Origin of the sequence: Pseudomonas sp. NPDC077451, assembly GCF_044543345.1 — a bacterium.
Taxonomy (GTDB): domain Bacteria; phylum Pseudomonadota; class Gammaproteobacteria; order Pseudomonadales; family Pseudomonadaceae; genus Stutzerimonas.
Map to the genome: position 1 here is coordinate 42791 of NZ_JBITVX010000016.1, position 19216 is coordinate 62006.

Here is a 19216-nt window from a genome sequence, read left to right on the forward strand (position 1 = left end):
AGCAACCAACATATCCAACCCTAAGCTCTGTTGATAACCGAGCCAGAGCCCATGGGAAAAGCCTGTGCACAGGATGAGATCGAACACGACTGTGGATAACGAGCCATTTAATCCACAGGAAACACAACGTAAATCCACCGTCAGCGCACCGCTTACGCAGAACGTTACGGAAAGCTGTAACCCCTACCGGGGAACGCGTCCAGCCTTTTATCCACAGAAAAGCACATCACCATTTATAAGCATTGCATTAAGAAGATCTTTATTTTCTTTCTTTATCTATTACTTTCTGCCTGGACGGTGCTGGTGGGAAATTGACCTCGCCGCGCGGCTTCTCTACAATCGCCGGTCTCTTAAAAGGGGGCCATTCCGGCCCGCAATGGATCACCAGGTAACGCATCATGAAACGCACTTTCCAACCCAGCACCCTCAAGCGCGCTCGCACCCACGGTTTCCGTGCTCGTATGGCTACCAAAAATGGTCGTGCCGTCCTGTCGCGTCGTCGCGCCAAAGGTCGTAAGCGTCTGGCAGTCTGAAGACGCCGGAACAGGTAGTGAGTCGAGACTTCGGTCGGGAAAAGCGTCTGCTGACCCCGAGCCAGTTCAAGGCTGTCTTCGACTCCCCTTCCGGCAAGTTACCGGGCAGGAACGTCCTGCTACTGGTGCGCGAAAATCAATTGCCACACCCGAGAATCGGGTTGGTCATTGGCAAGAAGAGCGTCAAGCTCTCGGTAGAGCGCAACCGCATCAAGCGGCAACTGCGTGAAACCTTTCGTCTCCACCAGATGGAACTGACGGGGTGGGACATCGTGGTCATCTCGCGTAAAGGTCTAGCTGAACTGGACAACGCAGAACTCGCAAAGCAATTTGCCAAGCTATGGAGACGTCTGTCTCGAACGCCTGCACCGGTCCAGCCACAACAGGCCCAGAGCAGTGCCGCTGATGCGTAAGCTAGCGCTGGTCCCAATTCGACTCTACCGGTACGCCATCAGTCCAATGATGGCCAGTCACTGCCGTTTCTATCCAAGTTGCTCCTGCTACGCACAAGAGGCCATCGAAACACATGGCCTGCTGCGCGGTGGCTGGCTGAGCCTGTGCAGGCTCGGCCGTTGCCATCCATGGAATCCGGGCGGCTATGATCCCGTGCCTTCCAATACCCCCTCCAATTCATCTTCGATGACCGAGTAACCATGGATATCAAACGCTCGATCCTGCTTGTCGCCCTGGCAGTCGTTGCTTACCTGATGGTTTTGCAGTGGAACCAGGACTACGGCCAGACCGCCATCCCTGACGAGACGCGCCAGTCACAAACGTCCGTCGCGCAGATTCCAAACACTCCGCTGACCAGCACCGCTGAGAATGCGCAAGGTGATATTCCGGCTGTAAGCAGCGAGCCGTCGGCCAATTCAGTTACCGACACTCAGGCCAGCTCTCAGCTGATCCACGTACGCACCGATGTTCTGGATGTCGCAATCGATCCGCGCGGCGGCGATATCGTGGACCTGCGGTTGCCAGAGTTCCCACGTCGTCAGGATCGCCCAGACGTTCCGTTCCAGTTGTTCGAGCGTAGCGGCGAACGAACCTATGAAGCCCAGAGCGGCTTGATCGGGGATGGCCCGGACAAGGCCAGTGGCCGACCGCTGTACACCAGCGAGCAACAGCAGTATCAGCTTGGCGAAAATCAGGACCAGCTGGTCGTTGATCTGAACTACAGCGAAGACGGAGTCAACTACACCAAACGCTTCACCTTCGAGCGTGGTGATTACGATCTCGGCGTGCGCTATCTGATCGACAATCAAAGTGATCAAACCTGGACCGGCCACATGTTCGGTCAGCTGAAGCGCGACGACAGCAGCGATCCGTCCTCCAGCACCGCAACCGGCACTGCGACCTATTTGGGCGCAGCGCTCTGGACCAAGGACGAGCCTTACACCAAAGTTTCCATGGGTGACATGGACGACAAGAGTCTGAAAAAGACGGTCGAAGGCGGTTGGATCGCATGGTTGCAGCATTACTTTGTAACTGCCTGGATTCCTGCGCCCGATCAGACCAACCTGGTGCAGACTCGCAAGGACAGCCAGGGCAATTACATCATCGGCTTTACCGGACCTGCTGTTTCGGTTGCACCCGGTAGTCAGGGTGAAACACACGCCACCTTGTATGCCGGTCCGAAGAGCCAGGATCAACTGGAAGAGCTGTCGCCTGGTCTACGTCTGACCGTCGATTACGGCATTCTCTGGTTCATCGCTCAGCCGATCTTCTGGCTGCTACAGAATATCCACGCACTGTTGGGTAACTGGGGCTGGTCGATCATCGTACTGACCATCGTTATCAAGCTGGCTTTCTTCCCGCTGTCGGCTGCCAGTTATCGATCGATGGCGCGCATGCGAGCGGTGTCGCCGAAGATGCAAGCCCTGAAAGAACAGTTTGGCGATGATCGCCAGAAGATGTCCCAGGCGATGATGGAGCTGTACAAAAAAGAGAAGATCAATCCGCTGGGTGGATGCTTGCCTATCCTGGTGCAGATGCCAGTGTTTCTGGCCCTGTACTGGGTACTACTGGAAAGTGTCGAAATGCGCCAGGCACCCTGGATGTTCTGGATTACCGACCTGTCGATCAAGGATCCTTTCTTCATCCTGCCGATCATCATGGGAGTCACCATGTTCATTCAGCAGCAGTTGAACCCAACACCACCGGATCCGATGCAAGCCAAGGTGATGAAGTTGCTGCCAATTATCTTCACGTTTTTCTTCCTCTGGTTCCCAGCAGGTCTGGTGCTGTACTGGGTAGTCAACAACTGCTTGTCAATTGCACAGCAGTGGTACATTACTCGCAAGATAACCGGGCAGACTGCTAGCGCAACCTGACCGTTCGAAGTGAACAGAACGCCCCTTTATTGGGGCGTTTTGCATTATCGCCACCTGGAGGGTTTGATGAGCCAAGATCGCGAAACCATCGCCGCCGTCGCCACAGCACCCGGTCGTGGTGGGATTGGCGTAGTGCGCGTTTCGGGCCCCCGAGCCAAAGCCGTCGCGATCACGCTCAGCGGTCGAGAACCGGTACCCCGGCATGCCCACTACGGTCCGTTCCATGCCGATGACGGTGAAGTCATTGATGAAGGGCTGATGCTGTTCTTCCCCGGACCCCATTCATTTACCGGCGAGGATGTACTGGAACTCCAGGGCCACGGCGGTCCGGTCGTCATGGACATGTTGTTGCGCCGTTGCGTCGAGCTCGGAATTAGGCCTGCTAGGCCCGGTGAGTTCAGTGAGCGAGCGTTCCTCAACGACAAGCTGGACCTGGCTCAGGCTGAGGCAATCGCAGACCTTATCGAGGCGAGTTCGGCGCAAGCAGCTCGAAATGCAGTCCGCTCGCTACAGGGCGATTTCTCTCGTCGCGTGCATCACCTCACCGAAAGCCTGGTGAACCTGCGCATTTACGTCGAAGCGGCAATCGATTTTCCAGAAGAAGAAATCGATTTCCTCGCCGACGGCCGGGTGCTGGCGCTGCTCGAGCAGGTCCGTGGAGAGTTATCCTCAGTTCTGCGAGAGGCAGGACAGGGCGCGCTGCTGCGCGAAGGAATGAACGTGGTCATTGCCGGTCGCCCCAACGCCGGAAAATCTAGCCTGCTAAACGCATTGGCGGGGCGTGAGGCGGCGATCGTGACCGACATAGCCGGCACCACGCGTGATCTGCTGAAGGAACATATCCAGATTGATGGTATGCCGTTGCACATCGTCGATACTGCCGGGTTGCGTAATACCCTGGACGAGGTGGAACGGATCGGGGTGGAACGGGCGATCAAAGCGATCGAGGATGCCGACCGGGTATTGCTGGTAGTGGACGGCAGTGCGGCTTCTGCTTCAGACGATGAATCCAGTTGGCCGGACTTGCTTATTACCAGACCAGACCCGGCTAAGACCACGATCATTCGAAACAAGGCCGATCTCACTGGCGACTCCGTCGCTCTATCCGTCGATGCAGACGGGGTCACCACGCTTAGCCTCTCGGCGCGCTCGGGCGATGGGCTAGAGATGCTTCGTGAGCATCTCAAGCGCTGCATGGGCTATGACCAGACTGCGGAAAGCGCCTTCAGTGCCAGGCGCAGGCATCTAGACGCACTCCGCAAGGCAGCCGAATACCTTGACCATGGCCATGCTCAGTTGACGCTGGCAGGCGCAGGCGAACTGCTGGCTGAAGATCTGCGCCAAGCGCAGCAGGCACTCGGTGAGATCACCGGCACGTTCAGCTCCGACGATCTGCTGGGCCGCATTTTCTCGAGCTTTTGCATCGGCAAATAGCCGGTCGATACAAGCGTCTTAGCTCGTACCTCAGGGCTGTGTCCAGCGATGAGCGGACCCGCTCGCTCTCTTCTTTTCCACCGTATGCCTGAAAAATGTCGACTTCGACCTCTGCAGACCCAGCGGAAGGCCGGATTTGCGACGTGCAACACTCGGACATACAACAATCATCCAGTTGCTTCATTCCAGCCTAACCGCTGTCATTTTTGTCTAGCGAGCGTGGAATAAACACTGTGGAAAACCATGCTTAAGCTCGGTCAATAAACGGTGTGCAACCATCACTCCGTAACCTGCTGTGGATAACCAGGCATTCCATGCACAGGGTATCAACCGTGCTTCCACCGTCTGTACCGCAGCTAGACACACCCTTTCTTTCTCTTACAGGACGCTCCACGTATGGCCTACAGAGATCTATCCACAGATATCGGCTGCCTATTTATAAACATAACAATAAGCTTTAAATCATTCTCTTATTTATTTCTTATTACCTGTCTCGAACTACAAAAGACTGCTACTGGTCATTTTTTGTTCAGAGGCCTTCTTTCGCGGACACCTAGTGCCTATACTGGCGAGCTTCCTGAGACTCAACCAAACAGGCACGAGGTGCGTGGTGGATTTCCCTTCCCGTTTTGACGTCATCGTTATCGGTGGCGGCCATGCCGGTACCGAAGCGGCTCTGGCAGCTGCTCGAATAGGCGTGAAGACATTGCTGCTCTCTCATAATGTCGAAACGTTGGGACAGATGAGCTGCAACCCTGCCATCGGCGGCATTGGCAAAAGCCATTTGGTCAAGGAAATCGACGCACTTGGCGGCGTTATGGCGACTGCCACGGACAAGAGCGGCATTCAGTTCCGCGTACTCAACAGCCGCAAAGGCCCAGCCGTACGGGCGACTCGCGCACAAGCTGACCGGGTTTTGTATAAGGCCGCTGTGCGCGAAGTGTTGGAAAACCAGCCCAATCTGTGGATATTTCAGCAAGCTGCTGACGACTTGATCGTTGAAGCCGATCAGGTCAAGGGCGTAGTGACCCAGATGGGCCTGCGTTTCCTTGCCGAATCGGTTGTCCTTACAACCGGGACCTTTCTTGGCGGACTTATCCACATCGGTCTGCAGAACTATTCCGGTGGTCGGGCTGGCGATCCCCCATCGATTGCATTGGCTAAACGCTTACGCGAACTCCCATTGCGGGTTGGAAGGCTGAAGACCGGAACGCCTCCGCGAATCGACGGACGCAGCGTCGACTTTTCGGTGATGACCGAGCAGCCGGGTGACAAGCCGATACCGCCCATGTCGTTTCTCGGCCACGCGGCGCAGCATCCACGGCAAGTGAGCTGCTGGATCACTCATACTAACGCGCGCACTCACGAGATCATCGCCGCTAACCTCGATCGGTCACCGATGTATTCAGGTGTCATCGAGGGTGTCGGGCCGCGTTACTGCCCGTCGATCGAGGACAAGATTCATCGTTTTGCCGACAAGGACAGCCATCAGGTCTTCATCGAGCCTGAGGGCCTGACCACCCACGAGCTCTATCCGAACGGTATTTCCACCTCATTGCCGTTCGACGTGCAGCTGCAGATCGTGCAAAGCATTCGCGGAATGGAGCAGGCGCACATCGTGCGGCCCGGGTACGCCATCGAGTACGACTATTTCGACCCGCGTGATTTGAAATACAGTCTGGAAACCAAGGTGATTGGAGGCCTGTTCTTCGCAGGACAGATCAACGGCACCACCGGTTACGAAGAGGCCGGCGCCCAAGGGTTGCTGGCCGGCACCAATGCCGCGCTACGCGCCAAAGGGCTGGAAAGTTGGTGCCCACGCCGGGACGAGGCGTATCTCGGCGTGTTGGTCGACGACCTGATCACCCTCGGCACTCAGGAGCCGTATCGCATGTTTACCTCGCGCGCCGAGTACCGGCTGATTCTGCGTGAGGACAACGCCGATCTTCGGCTGACTGAAAAAGGCCGCGAGCTGGGCTTGGTCGATGATGTTCGCTGGGCCGCCTTTGAGCGCAAGCGCGAAAGCATCATCCACGAAGAGCAGCGCTTGAGAAGCACCTGGGTTCGTCCAGGTACTGAGCAGGGCGATGCCATCGCTGAACGTTTCGGCACGCCGCTGACTCATGAATACAATTTGCTGAACCTGTTGGCGCGGCCGGAGATCGATTACCTCGGTCTCGTGCAGCTCACCGGTGGCGGAACGACAGATCAGCAGGTTGCTGAGCAGGTCGAAATCAAGACCAAGTACGCTGGCTATATCGATCGCCAACAGGAGGAAATCCTCCGCTTGCGCGCCAGCGAATCCATCGGGTTGCCGGCTGAGCTGGATTATTCGAGCATTTCCGGTCTGTCGAAGGAAATTCAGCACAAGCTTTCCCTGGCGCGCCCAGAAACGCTTGGTCAGGCGTCACGGATTCCGGGGGTAACGCCAGCGGCGGTGTCGCTGCTGATGATTCATCTGAAAAAACGTAGCGCCGGGCGGAAGCTGGAGCAGAGCGCGTGATGGCGATGGGATTGGTCAGTCATGCCGATGAACTCAAGCAGGGCGCTTCCCTGCTGGGGATCGACCTCAGTAGCATTCAGCAACAGCAGCTGCTGGACTATCTCACGTTGCTCAACAAGTGGAACAAGGCCTACAACCTAACCGCAGTGCGCGATCCGGCGGAAATGGTTTCTCGGCACTTGCTCGACAGCCTTAGCGTTGTGTCACAAGCAGAGCTAGGTGGCGCACGCTGGCTCGACGTTGGCAGTGGCGGTGGCATGCCGGGGATCCCGCTGGCGATCATGTTTCCCGAGCGCAACTTCACCCTGCTCGATTCCAATGGCAAGAAAACCCGCTTTCTAACCCAGGTAAAGCTGGAGCTGAAACTCGCCAATGTGGAAGTTGTCCACAGCCGCGTCGAGCAATTCATCCCCGCGCAGCCATTCACTGATATCACCTCGCGTGCGTTCAGTTCGCTTGAGGATTTTGCCAATTGGACGCGCCATCTCAGCGACTCAGCCACGCGCTGGCTCGCAATGAAAGGGATACAGCCGGACGATGAGGTGCAAGCGCTTCCGGCGGACTTCCAGCTGGAACGCTGCGTGGTTCTCAAGGTTCCAGGTTGCCAAGGGCAACGCCACCTGTTGATACTGCGGCGCACTTCATGAACCGGACAGACACTGACCATGGCTAAAGTATTTGCCATCGCCAACCAGAAAGGCGGTGTCGCCAAGACGACCACCTGCATCAACCTAGCGGCTTCGCTCGTGGCGACGCGTCGCCGTGTGTTGCTGATCGATCTTGATCCACAGGGCAACGCCACCACTGGCAGCGGTGTGGATAAGTTGGCGTTGGAATATTCGATATACGACGTACTGATTGGGGAATGCAGCCTGGTCGATGCCATGCAGTTTTCCGAGCACGGCGGTTACCAACTGCTGCCAGCTAACCGTGACCTGACCGCAGCCGAAGTCGCCTTGCTCAATCTACCGGCTAAAGAGAACCGCTTGCGTGAAGCGCTGGCACCAGTTCGGGAAAATTACGATTACATCCTCATCGATTGCCCACCCTCCCTGTCAATGCTGACGATCAATGCCCTGACCGCCGCCGATGGCGTGATCATTCCGATGCAATGCGAGTATTACGCGCTCGAAGGGCTGACCGATCTGGTCAATTCGATCCAGCGTATCGGTCAGGCATTGAACCCTTCGCTAAAAATTGAGGGTTTGCTCCGTACCATGTATGACCCTCGCAGCAGCCTGACCAACGATGTTACCGAGCAGTTGAAAGCGCACTTCGGTGAGAAGCTCTACGACACTGTGATTCCACGCAATGTGCGCCTGGCCGAAGCCCCCAGCCATGGCATGCCGGCGTTGGTCTATGACAAGCAATCCAAGGGCGCCTTGGCCTATCTGGCACTGGCAGGCGAATTGTCGCGCCGCCAGCGCCGGGCCGCCCGCAGCGTAACCGCATAAGGAAACTTGATGGCGACCAAAAAACGAGGCCTAGGACGAGGTCTGGATGCCCTCCTCGGCGGTGCCAACGTGGCGGCGATACAAGAGGAAGCCGCCCAGGCCGATGTGCGTGAGCTGCAACAGTTGCCGCTCGACGTGATTCAGCGCGGCAAGTACCAGCCGCGCCGCGACATTGATCCGGTGACCCTCGAAGAACTGGCCAATTCGATCCGTACTCAGGGTGTGATGCAGCCGATCGTGGTTCGCTCGATCGGCTCTGGCCGCTATGAAATCATTGCCGGCGAGCGGCGCTGGCGTGCCAGTCAGCAGGCAGGTCTGGACCGGATCCCGGCCATGGTCCGGGATGTTTCCGACGAGGCAGCCATCGCGATGGCGTTGATCGAAAACATCCAGCGCGAAGATCTCAGCCCTATCGAAGAGGCCGTTGCGCTTCAACGGTTGCAGCAGGAGTTTCAGTTGACTCAGCAACAGGTCGCGGACGCCGTGGGCAAATCCCGGGTGACCATCAGTAATCTGTTGCGTCTGATCGCCTTGCCAGAAGAGATCAAGACACTCCTCTCGCATGGCGATCTGGAAATGGGGCACGCCCGGGCTTTGCTTGGACTTCCCGCTGATCAACAGGTAGAGGGCGCGCGGCATGTTGTCGCACGAGGACTGACCGTACGGCAGACCGAAGCGCTGGTAAGGCAATGGTTGAACAAACCAGAAAGTGGCAAGGCTGAGCCGAAAAGCGACCCTGACATTGTCCGTCTGGAACAGCGTCTCGCTGAGCGGCTGGGCTCGCCGGTGCAAATCAAGCATGGCGAGAAGGGCAAAGGGCAGCTGGTAATCCGTTACAGTTCGCTGGATGAGCTGCAGGGTGTGCTTGCGCACATTCGCTGATACAAAGTTTATGTAGTGGCGGTCAGAAAGTGCTACCTGAAGGTTGAACGCAGAATGGGCTGCTCCTATACTCGCGGCGCTTTTTTGACTGCGGTCAATCTGGAAGGCGCACGTATTTTGGCGATGGACGCACGGTGAATATACGCAACAAGACACCTCTCCATCGGTTACCTGTAGTACGTGTATTAGTCGTACAGGCGATCGTTGCGGTCAGTACAGGGGTAGCATGCAGTCTGGTTTTTGGTATGGTTGCCGGCTATTCGGGATTGCTGGGTGGCCTGATTGCGCTACTGGCCAACCTGTATTTCGCGTTCAAGGCGTTTCGCTATTTTGGAGCGCGATCGGCAAAAGCCATCGTTCAGTCCCTTTGGGCTGGCGAGATGGGCAAGCAGATTCTGGCAGCGGCGCTGTTTGCGCTGGTGTTTGTAGGAGTGAAACCGCTGCAACCGGCAGCTTTGTTCGTCGGTTACCTGTTGGTTTTGAGCGCCGGAGCGAGCGCCCTCCTGCTGATGAAAAATAATCCGAAGCATTGAGCACTGAGGCGTTTATGGCGAGTACCCCGGCGGAATACATCCAGCACCACTTGCAGAATCTGACCTACGGAAAACTGCCGGAAGGTTACGTGCGCGCAGACGGCTCAGTCGTTGACCAAGCGACTTGGACCATTGCCCATTCAGGCGTGGAAGCGCGTGACATGGGTTTCATGGCCGTTCATCTCGACACGCTCGGATGGTCGCTCTTCATGGGCCTGATCTTCATCCTGGTGTTTCGCATGGCAGCCAAGGGCGCTACTGCCGGGATACCGGGCCGGTTGCAGAACTTCGTCGAGATGTGCGTCGAGTTTGTTGAAGGCGTAGTGAAGGATACCTTCCATGGTCGCAACGCCCTCATCGCTCCATTGGCCCTAACCATTTTCGTCTGGGTGTTCCTGATGAACAGCCTGAAGTGGATTCCGGTCGACTACATTCCCGGCCTGGCGAGCATGATTGGCCTGCCTTACTTCAAGATCGTTCCGACTGCTGATCCGAACGGCACCTTCGGTCTGTCGCTGGGTGTGTTCATCCTGATTCTGTTCTACAGCTTCAAGGTCAAGGGCTTCGGCGGTTTTACCAAGGAACTGGCGTTCACGCCGTTCAATCATTGGTCGCTGGTCCCGTTCAACCTGTTCCTTGAGATCCTCGGTCTGCTGACCAAGCCGTTGAGCCTGGCTCTGCGTCTGTTCGGCAACATGTATGCCGGTGAGGTGGTGTTCATCCTTATCGCGCTGCTGCCGTTCTACGTGCAGTGGACCCTGAATGTACCCTGGGCGATTTTCCACATCCTGGTGATCCCGCTGCAGGCGTTCATCTTCATGGTTCTGACCGTGGTGTACCTGAGCTCTGCGCATGAAGACCACAGTCATGCCGAACTCACGCCGTAACAGTTGAACCGGTTCAATAAGTTTCGTTTTACCCAAGAAAACCTTAACCCTTAGCTTCAGGAGCTTTACATGGAACTCGTCTACATCGCCGCCTCTATCATGATCGGTCTGGGTGCCCTGGGCACTGGCATCGGCTTCGCCCTGCTGGGCGGCAAGCTGCTGGAATCCACTGCTCGTCAACCCGAGCTGGCTCCGCAGCTGCAAACCAAGACCTTCCTGATGGCTGGTCTGCTCGACGCCGTACCGATGATCGGTGTTGGTATCGCGATGTACCTCATCTTCGTTGTCGCTGCCTAAGACTTTTCCGGTTCCTGATGGGGTTCGCCTGGCGAGCCCCGTTGCCGTGGAATTGACAACCGCGTCGAACGAGATAGCACGAGGTATATCGCTGTGAACATTAACTTGACGCTGTTCGGTCAAACGTTCGCTTTCGCTATTTTCGTCTGGTTTTGCATGAAGTACGTATGGCCGCCAATCACCAAGGCCATGCAAGAACGCCAGAAGAAAATCGCTGAAGGACTGGACGCCGCAGGCCGTGCGCAGCAAGACCTAAAATTGGCTCAGGAAAAGGTTTCCAATACCCTCCGTGAGACCAAGGGGCAAGCTGCCCAGATTCTTGAGCAAGCCAACAAGCAGGCCAACGCCATCGTTGAGGATGCCAAGCAACAGGCGCGCGTCGAAGGCGAGCGACTGGTCGCCGGCGCCCGCGCCGAGATCGAGCAGGAAGTGAATCGTGCCAAGGAGCAACTGCGCAATCAGGTAGCCGTGTTGGCTGTCATGGGTGCGGAGAAGATTCTGGAGTCCCAGGTGGACGCCAAGGCACACAACGATCTGGTCGAAAAACTGGCCTCCCAACTCTAAGCGAGGCAAGCGATGATCAATACCCAGACGCTTGCTCGGCCATACGCAAAGGCCGCTTTCGAGTTCGCCAGCGCGGCTGGCCGGATTGATGCCTGGTCGGGCATGTTGAGCCTGGCTGCGGTCGCTGTTGACGTTCCCCAAGTTGCCGAACTGCTGAAAAATCCGCGTCTGACCAGTGAAAACAAGGTCCAGACGCTGGTTCAGCTGTTCGGTAGCGACATCGATGAAGCGTTCCGAAACTTCGTCTCCACCCTGGGCGATAACGATCGTCTGGATGTGTTGCCGACCATTCGGGAGCTGTTCGAGGAACTCAAGGCTGAAGCCGAAAAGACACTCGACGTTGAAGTGCAGACAGCCTTCGAGCTGACCCCTGCACAACTCCAAACTTTGGCTGCCGCCTTGTCGAAGCGGCTAGATCGTACCGTCAACCCCCAGCAGGTCGTGAACCCTGCGCTGATCGGCGGCGTTGTTATCCGCGCCGGCGATGTGGTTGTCGATGGTTCGGTCCGCGGCAAACTGAGCCAGTTGGCCGAATCGTTGAAATCCTGATTTGAGGGTCGTGGCATGCAGCAACTGAATCCTTCCGAGATTAGTGAAATCATAAAGCAGCGTATCGGTAGTTCCGATGTGTCTGCTCAAGCGCGTAACGAAGGCACCGTCGTCAGTGTTTCCGACGGTATCGTGCGCATTTACGGCCTGGCCGACGTCATGTACGGGGAGATGATCGAATTCCCTGGTGGCGTTTTTGGCATGGCCCTGAACCTGGAGCAGGACTCTGTAGGTGCCGTGGTACTGGGCGCTTACCAGAGCCTGACCGAAGGCATGAGCGCCAAGTGCACCGGTCGCGTACTGGAAGTTCCGGTAGGTCCGGAGCTGCTGGGTCGCGTCGTTGACGCGCTGGGTAACCCGGTTGACGGTAAGGGCCCGGTTAATGCGCAGGCAACTGACGCAGTCGAAAAAGTCGCACCGGGCGTGATCTGGCGTAAGTCGGTCGACCAACCAGTCCAGACTGGCTACAAGTCGGTCGACGCGATGATCCCGGTCGGCCGTGGTCAGCGCGAGCTGATCATCGGTGACCGTCAGATCGGTAAGACCGCTCTGGCCATCGACGCGATCATCAACCAGCGCAACAGCGGCATCAAGTGCGTCTACGTCGCGATCGGTCAGAAGCAGTCGACCATCGCCAACGTAGTTCGCAAACTGGAACAGCACGGTGCTCTGGCCAACACTATCATCGTTGCCGCTTCGGCTTCCGAGTCGGCTGCGCTGCAGTTCCTGGCACCGTACGCCGGCTGCACCATGGGCGAATACTTCCGTGATCGCGGCGAAGACGCGCTGATCGTGTATGACGATCTGTCCAAGCAGGCCGTAGCCTATCGCCAGATTTCCTTGCTGCTGCGTCGTCCGCCGGGACGCGAAGCCTACCCAGGCGACGTCTTCTATCTCCACAGCCGCCTGCTGGAGCGTGCTTCGCGCGTTTCCGAAGAGTATGTTGAGAAGTTCACCAATGGCGCCGTGACCGGCAAGACCGGTTCCCTGACCGCTTTGCCTATCATTGAAACCCAGGCCGGTGACGTATCCGCGTTCGTTCCGACCAACGTGATTTCGATCACCGACGGTCAGATCTTCCTCGAGTCGTCCATGTTCAACGCTGGTATCCGTCCGGCCGTTAACGCCGGTATCTCGGTATCCCGCGTCGGTGGCGCCGCGCAGACCAAGATCATCAAGAAGCTCTCCGGTGGCATTCGTACCGCACTGGCTCAGTACCGTGAACTGGCGGCGTTTGCCCAGTTCGCCTCTGACCTGGACGAAGCGACCCGCAAGCAGCTCGAGCATGGTCAGCGTGTCACCGAGCTGATGAAGCAGAAGCAGTACGCGCCGATGTCCATTGCCGACATGGCGGTGTCCCTGTACGCAGCCGAGCGTGGCTTCCTGCAGGACATCGAAGTAGCCAAGGTTGGTGCCTTCGAGCAGGCGTTGATTGCCTATTTCCATCATGAGCATGCTGCTCTGCTGGACAAGATCAACGTGAAGGGCGACTTCAACGACGAAATCGACGCAGGCATCAAAGCCGGCATCGAGTCGTTCAAGGCCACCCAATCCTGGTAAGCCGCAGCGGGAGCCGCGAGGCTCCCGCTTGCTAACCCGATAGGTGTCAAATGGCAGGCGCAAAAGAGATTCGCAGCAAGATTGCGAGCATCAAAAGCACGCAGAAGATCACCAGCGCCATGGAAAAGGTGGCCGTCAGCAAGATGCGCAAGGCACAGATGCGCATGGCTGCCAGCCGTCCCTATGCGGAGCGGATCCAGCAGGTTATTGGCCATCTGGCCAATACCAACCCTGAATACCGTCATCCGTTCATGGTTGAGCGCCCGGTCAAGCGTGTCGGCTACATCGTCGTGTCGTCTGATCGTGGGCTTTGCGGCGGCTTGAACACAAACCTGTTCAAGGCGCTGATCAAGAACATGAAGGAATGGCACGACAGTAAAGTCGAAGCCGACCTGTGCGTGATCGGTAACAAAGGTGCGAGCTTCTTCCGCAGCTTTGGCGGCAACGTGGTCGCAGCAGTCAACGGTCTTGGTGAAGAGCCGTCGATCAATGATCTGATCGGCAGCGTTAAGGTCATGTTGGATGCTTTCGATCAAGGCCGTCTGGACCGTCTCTACCTGGTGTCGAACAAGTTCATCAACACCATGACGCAGAAACCGACCGTAGCCCAGCTGCTGCCGTTGGCCGCGAGCGACGATCAGACCGCGCCGAAAGGTAAATGGGACTATCTGTACGAACCCGACGCTCGCTTGTTGCTGGATGCGCTGCTGGTTCGTTACGTCGAATCCCAGGTCTACCAGGCCGTGGTTGAAAACGGTGCCGCTGAACAAGCTGCCCGGATGATCGCCATGAAGAACGCAACCGACAACGCCGGTGAGCTGATCGGCGACCTGCAACTGGTCTATAACAAGGCCCGTCAGGCTGCGATCACCCAGGAAATTTCGGAAATCGTCGGCGGCGCTGCCGCGGTTTAAGAACGGTTCAAATATTCAGAGGAACCAAACATGAGTAGCGGACGTATCGTTCAAATCATCGGCGCCGTTATCGACGTGGAATTTCCGCGCGATGTGGTACCGAGCATATATGACGCGCTGAAAGTCACTGGCGCCAACACCACCCTGGAAGTTCAGCAGCAGCTGGGGGACGGCATTGTCCGTACCATCGCCATGGGTTCGACCGAAGGCCTCAAGCGCGGTCTGGACGTCACCAACACTGGCGCTGCTATCTCTGTACCAGTGGGCACTGCCACGCTGGGCCGGATCATGGACGTGCTCGGCAACCCGATCGACGAAGCCGGTCCCATCGGCGAAGAAGAGCGCTGGGGCATCCATCGCGCGGCGCCGAGCTATGCCGAACAGGCTGGCGGCAATGAGCTGCTGGAAACCGGCATCAAGGTTATCGACCTGGTTTGCCCGTTCGCTAAAGGCGGTAAGGTCGGTCTGTTCGGTGGTGCCGGTGTCGGCAAGACCGTAAACATGATGGAGCTGATCCGTAACATCGCCATGGAGCACAGTGGCTACTCCGTGTTTGCAGGCGTGGGTGAGCGGACTCGTGAAGGTAACGACTTCTATCACGAGATGAAGGACTCCAACGTTCTGGACAAGGTTGCGCTGGTTTATGGCCAGATGAACGAGCCTCCAGGAAACCGCCTGCGTGTGGCACTGACCGGCCTGACCATGGCTGAGAAGTTCCGCGACGAAGGCAAGGACGTTCTGCTGTTCGTCGACAACATTTACCGTTACACCCTGGCCGGTACCGAAGTGTCCGCGCTGCTGGGTCGTATGCCGTCTGCGGTGGGTTATCAGCCGACGCTGGCCGAGGAAATGGGCGTTCTGCAGGAGCGTATCACCTCCACCAAGAGCGGTTCGATCACCTCCGTTCAGGCCGTCTACGTACCTGCGGACGACCTGACTGACCCGTCCCCGGCGACCACCTTCGCCCACTTGGACGCCACCGTGGTTCTGTCGCGTGACATCGCTTCCCTGGGTATCTACCCGGCGGTCGATCCTCTCGACTCCACCTCGCGCCAGCTGGACGCCAACGTGATTGGCCAGGAGCACTACGACACCGCTCGCGGCGTCCAGTATGTGCTGCAGCGCTACAAAGAGCTGAAGGACATCATCGCGATTCTGGGTATGGACGAACTGTCCGAGGCCGACAAGCAGCTGGTATCCCGTGCTCGTAAGATCCAGCGCTTCCTGTCCCAGCCGTTCTTCGTTGCTGAAGTCTTCACCGGTTCGCCAGGCAAGTACGTTTCGCTGAAAGAAACCATCCGTGGCTTCGCCGGCATCCTCAACGGTGACTACGATCACCTGCCGGAGCAGGCGTTCTACATGGTTGGCGGTATCGACGAAGCCATCGAGAAAGCCAAGAAACTGTAACTGGCGCGCCCGCTTGCGGGCGCCAATAAGCTCTGCTGGCGGCGAAGGTTTCCAGCAGAGCTCATTACCGAGGCATAAGTATGGCTATGACAGTCCACTGTGACATCGTCAGTGCGGAAGAAGAGTTGTTCTCGGGGCTGGTAGAGATGGTCATCGCCCATGGTCACCTGGGTGACCTGGGCATTCTGCCGGGCCACGCTCCTTTGCTGACTGATCTCAAGCCCGGTCCGGTGCGTGTAATCAAGCAGGGCGGCGAAGAAGATATCTTCTACATTTCCGGCGGCTTCATTGAAGTCCAGCCGAACATGGTGAAGGTACTTGCCGATACTGCGACTCGCGCCAAGGATCTGGACGAGGCGGCGGCGAAAGCTGCTGTTACAGCCGCTGAGAAAGCGTTGCACGAGAAGGGTGCCGAGTTTGACTACGGCTCCGCTGCTGCGCGTCTCGCCGAGGCTGCAGCTCAGCTGCGGACGATCGAGGCGATGCGTAAGAAGTACGGTCGCGGTTGATTCGGTAACGGCTTCATCGCGAACGAGTAAAAGGGTAGCCTTGGCTACCCTTTTTCTTTTTCTGCCACTTGGAAATAACCCCCGCGTCGGCCTGCGGCTACGTTTGTTCAGGATCTGCCATGTCTCTCGATATCGTCATTCTCGCTGCTGGTCAGGGCACGCGCATGCGCTCTGCCCTGCCGAAAGTTCTGCACCCGGTTGCCGGTCAATCCATGCTCGGGCATGTCATTGACACCGCTCGTGCACTCAAGCCGAAGGCCATCCATGTTGTGATCGGCCACGGTGCCGAGCGGGTTCGTGAACAGCTGGTAGCAGATGATCTGAATTTCGTTGTGCAGGCCGAGCAATTGGGTACAGGACACGCCGTGGCCCAAGCGCTTCCGGCACTGTCGGCCGAACGCGTATTGATTCTTTATGGTGATGTGCCGCTGATCGAAGCGGCGACGCTCGAACGACTCCTGCAGCAAGTGAATCCGCAGCAGCTCGCTTTGCTTACGGTGGATCTAGCCGACCCGAGTGGCTACGGACGGATCGTGCGTGACGCACAAGGTGCGGTTCAGGCAATCGTCGAGCACAAGGATGCCTCGGCTGAGCAGAAACTCATCTCGGAAGGCAATACTGGCATTCTCGCGGTACCGGGTGAGCGGCTCGGTGATTGGCTGGGTAGACTTTCAAACAGCAACGCCCAGGGTGAGTATTACCTGACTGATGTGATCGCCATGGCCGTGGCCGATGGCCTGGTGGTGGCTACCGAACAGCCGTTGCATGCGATGGAAGTCCAGGGCGCTAACGATCGCATTCAGCTGGCTGAGCTTGAGCGGCACTATCAGCAGCGCGCCGCGCGCCGTTTGATGGCGCAGGGTGTCACCCTGCGAGATCCGGCCCGCTTCGACTTGCGTGGTGAGGTCACGGTTGGACGTGACGTGCTGATTGATGTGAACGTGATTCTCGAAGGCAAGGTCGTGATCGAGGACGGCGTAGAGATCGGCCCTAACTGCGTGATCCGAAACAGTACGCTGCGCCGCGGTTCGGTGGTCAAAGCCAACAGTCATCTGGACGGCGCTGAGCTTGGCGAAGCCGCCGATTGCGGACCGTTTGCCCGTTTGCGTCCAGGCGCGGTGTTGGGCGCCAAAGCGCACGTTGGCAACTTCGTTGAGGTGAAGAACTCAAGCCTGGGTGATGGCGCCAAGGCCGGTCACCTGGCTTATCTAGGTGATGCGGAAATCGGTGCGCGGACCAACATCGGCGCTGGCACCATTACCTGCAATTACGACGGCGCGAACAAGTTTCGCACGGTGATGGGCAAGGATGTATTCATTGGCTCCAACAGCTCGTTGGTTGCCCCGGTCACCCTAGGCGATGGCGCAACCACCGGCGCAGGCTCGGTGATTACAGCCGACGTCCCGGCCGGAACTCTGGCCCTCGGGCGAGCGCGGCAAGCATTGATCACGGGCTGGCGACGGCCGCAGAAAAAGCAGAAATAGCGCTCGATGCCTACCACTGGAGCATGCGTTGGCGGGAGCGTGCCGAGCTTGTTCACGTGATCGTTCCCCGGGCTGGCCATTGCTGTTGCGATCATAGGGGTGCTGGTCAGTGCTTCCCTCTTTCAATCGCGTCAGTCCAGTCGTACAGGTGAGCGCCTCAAGCAGCGCAATCCTTGAGCAATCCCGCGCATTAAGCTACTGAACTGCCGCCTGGCTTAGGCCCTGCCTACGGAACGTCGGTCAACGAGGCCTATCGGTACGTCCAGGGCTTCGTCCGACACCTGCTGCCGTAGCGTGAGCAAGCCATCGAGCGCATGTCCAATGCGTCGAACTGCGCGAAAACCCGCTTCAGGCCAAGCCGAAGCTAATCGGGATATGTACGGCGCTGGTTGGTTGGCCTTATGTGGACGCCCGCCCGCAGCGTGACCCCGCCGGTCGAAGCTATTGCGGCGACGCTAAACGACGTCGCCAGCGGCGAGGGAATCTGACTCGACCTCGACCAACTTGTAGGCCTTCATCGGCGGCAGGAGTTGACTGAGCCGCTGGATTAGGTTTTGATTCGCCAAATTATCTTTCGAACCGAAACTTAACCATGTCGAAACGCAACACCCCGCAACGACGTCACGCCATACTCGCCTTGCTCAACGAGCAGGGCGAGGTCAGCGTCGATGAGTTGTCCAGGCGTTTCGAGACCTCCGAAGTGACCATTCGCAAAGACCTCGCCGCGCTGGAGAAGAACGGCTTGCTGCTGCGCCGCTACGGCGGTGCGGTGCCCTTGCCGCAGGAACTGATCGGCGACAGTGCGCAGCCAGTCTCGCTCTGGAAGCAAGCCATCGCCCGAGCGGCTGTCGGGTGCATTCGCGAACATGCGCGAATCATCATCGACAGTGGCACCACTACCGCGGCGATGATCCCGCAGCTGGGCCACACGCACGGTCTGTTGGTCATGACCAATTCCCTGAGTGTCGCCAACGCGTTGCGCGAGCTGGAGCACGAGCCGACTCTGCTCATGACCGGCGGTACCTGGGATCCGCATTCCGAGTCGTTCCAGGGGCAGGTGGCAGAACAGGTGCTGCGCTCTTACGACTTCGACCAGCTGTTTATTGGCGCTGACGGTATTGATCTGCAGCGTGGCACCACCACCTTCAACGAGTTGCTCGGCCTGTCACGGGTCATGGCCGAAGTGGCGCGCGAAGTCATCGTGCTCGCCGAGTCCGACAAGATCGGCCGACGTATACCCAATCTGGAGTTGCCCTGGGGTGACATCCATACCCTCATCACGGACGAACGCCTCACCACCGAGGCGCGTTCAAGCATTCAGGCTCGCGGCATCAAGCTGATCTGCGCGGCCGTCGAAACCCATCAGGAGACCTGAC

20 protein-coding genes are annotated in these 19216 nt (G+C 57.8%); all 20 read left to right on the forward strand.

Annotated elements, in window-relative coordinates:
- The first annotated feature begins 398 nt into the window (after positions 1 to 398).
- Complete coding sequence (rpmH, locus tag ACIGHL_RS19660) at positions 399 to 533, forward strand: 50S ribosomal protein L34 (RefSeq protein WP_019340723.1); 135 nt, start codon at positions 399 to 401, stop codon at positions 531 to 533.
- A 17-nt stretch (positions 534 to 550) separates the two neighbouring features.
- Positions 551 to 946 (forward strand): ribonuclease P protein component, encoded by a 396-nt coding sequence (gene rnpA, locus ACIGHL_RS19665; RefSeq protein ID WP_101152685.1) that lies wholly within the window; start codon positions 551 to 553, stop codon positions 944 to 946.
- The gene (gene yidD / locus ACIGHL_RS19670; protein WP_081262855.1) at positions 939 to 1184 is read left to right on the forward strand and encodes a membrane protein insertion efficiency factor YidD; all 246 of its coding nucleotides are present in this window, start codon (positions 939 to 941) and stop codon (positions 1182 to 1184) included. The genes rnpA and yidD overlap by 8 nt, the downstream gene beginning before the upstream one ends.
- 2 nt (positions 1185 to 1186) lie before the next feature.
- Positions 1187 to 2863 (forward strand): membrane protein insertase YidC, encoded by a 1677-nt coding sequence (yidC, locus tag ACIGHL_RS19675; protein ID WP_128121717.1) that lies wholly within the window; start codon positions 1187 to 1189, stop codon positions 2861 to 2863.
- A 66-nt stretch (positions 2864 to 2929) separates the two neighbouring features.
- Positions 2930 to 4297 (forward strand): tRNA uridine-5-carboxymethylaminomethyl(34) synthesis GTPase MnmE, encoded by a 1368-nt coding sequence (gene mnmE / locus ACIGHL_RS19680; RefSeq protein ID WP_128121716.1) that lies wholly within the window; start codon positions 2930 to 2932, stop codon positions 4295 to 4297.
- A gap of 610 nt (positions 4298 to 4907) precedes the next feature.
- Entirely contained in the window at positions 4908 to 6800 is a 1893-nt protein-coding gene (gene mnmG, locus ACIGHL_RS19685) for a tRNA uridine-5-carboxymethylaminomethyl(34) synthesis enzyme MnmG (RefSeq protein WP_216707026.1), read from the forward strand.
- A gap of 5 nt (positions 6801 to 6805) precedes the next feature.
- Positions 6806 to 7447 (forward strand): 16S rRNA (guanine(527)-N(7))-methyltransferase RsmG, encoded by a 642-nt coding sequence (gene rsmG, locus ACIGHL_RS19690; RefSeq protein WP_128121752.1) that lies wholly within the window; start codon positions 6806 to 6808, stop codon positions 7445 to 7447.
- Positions 7448 to 7465: 18 nt separating this feature from the next.
- Positions 7466 to 8254, forward strand: a complete 789-nt coding sequence (locus tag ACIGHL_RS19695; protein WP_045422977.1) for a ParA family protein — start codon at positions 7466 to 7468, stop codon at positions 8252 to 8254.
- Between the two features lie 9 nt (positions 8255 to 8263).
- Positions 8264 to 9136, forward strand: a complete 873-nt coding sequence (locus ACIGHL_RS19700; protein ID WP_128121715.1) for a ParB/RepB/Spo0J family partition protein — start codon at positions 8264 to 8266, stop codon at positions 9134 to 9136.
- A gap of 134 nt (positions 9137 to 9270) precedes the next feature.
- Positions 9271 to 9669 (forward strand): F0F1 ATP synthase subunit I, encoded by a 399-nt coding sequence (locus tag ACIGHL_RS19705; RefSeq protein ID WP_128121714.1) that lies wholly within the window; start codon positions 9271 to 9273, stop codon positions 9667 to 9669.
- Between the two features lie 14 nt (positions 9670 to 9683).
- A complete protein-coding gene (atpB, locus tag ACIGHL_RS19710; RefSeq protein WP_127840552.1) occupies positions 9684 to 10556 on the forward strand; it encodes a F0F1 ATP synthase subunit A in 873 nt (290 codons plus the stop codon).
- A gap of 69 nt (positions 10557 to 10625) precedes the next feature.
- The gene (atpE, locus tag ACIGHL_RS19715) at positions 10626 to 10853 is read left to right on the forward strand and encodes a F0F1 ATP synthase subunit C (RefSeq protein WP_019340921.1); all 228 of its coding nucleotides are present in this window, start codon (positions 10626 to 10628) and stop codon (positions 10851 to 10853) included.
- Between the two features lie 93 nt (positions 10854 to 10946).
- On the forward strand, positions 10947 to 11417 hold the full coding sequence (locus tag ACIGHL_RS19720; protein WP_019340922.1) for a F0F1 ATP synthase subunit B: 471 nt from the start codon (positions 10947 to 10949) through the stop codon (positions 11415 to 11417).
- A gap of 12 nt (positions 11418 to 11429) precedes the next feature.
- The gene (locus tag ACIGHL_RS19725) at positions 11430 to 11966 is read left to right on the forward strand and encodes a F0F1 ATP synthase subunit delta (RefSeq protein ID WP_045422986.1); all 537 of its coding nucleotides are present in this window, start codon (positions 11430 to 11432) and stop codon (positions 11964 to 11966) included.
- Positions 11967 to 11981: 15 nt separating this feature from the next.
- Positions 11982 to 13526: a F0F1 ATP synthase subunit alpha gene (atpA, locus tag ACIGHL_RS19730; RefSeq protein WP_045422988.1), complete on the forward strand. Its 1545-nt coding sequence runs from the start codon at positions 11982 to 11984 to the stop codon at positions 13524 to 13526.
- Between the two features lie 50 nt (positions 13527 to 13576).
- Complete coding sequence (atpG, locus tag ACIGHL_RS19735) at positions 13577 to 14440, forward strand: F0F1 ATP synthase subunit gamma (RefSeq protein WP_045422989.1); 864 nt, start codon at positions 13577 to 13579, stop codon at positions 14438 to 14440.
- Positions 14441 to 14470: 30 nt separating this feature from the next.
- Complete coding sequence (atpD, locus tag ACIGHL_RS19740; protein ID WP_046163280.1) at positions 14471 to 15847, forward strand: F0F1 ATP synthase subunit beta; 1377 nt, start codon at positions 14471 to 14473, stop codon at positions 15845 to 15847.
- Positions 15848 to 15927: 80 nt separating this feature from the next.
- Complete coding sequence (locus tag ACIGHL_RS19745; protein ID WP_046163281.1) at positions 15928 to 16356, forward strand: F0F1 ATP synthase subunit epsilon; 429 nt, start codon at positions 15928 to 15930, stop codon at positions 16354 to 16356.
- A 119-nt stretch (positions 16357 to 16475) separates the two neighbouring features.
- Positions 16476 to 17840 (forward strand): bifunctional UDP-N-acetylglucosamine diphosphorylase/glucosamine-1-phosphate N-acetyltransferase GlmU, encoded by a 1365-nt coding sequence (gene glmU / locus ACIGHL_RS19750; protein ID WP_128121713.1) that lies wholly within the window; start codon positions 16476 to 16478, stop codon positions 17838 to 17840.
- 592 nt (positions 17841 to 18432) lie between these two features.
- Positions 18433 to 19215: a DeoR/GlpR family DNA-binding transcription regulator gene (locus ACIGHL_RS19755; RefSeq protein WP_128121712.1), complete on the forward strand. Its 783-nt coding sequence runs from the start codon at positions 18433 to 18435 to the stop codon at positions 19213 to 19215.
- The last annotated feature ends 1 nt before the right edge of the window (position 19216 follow it).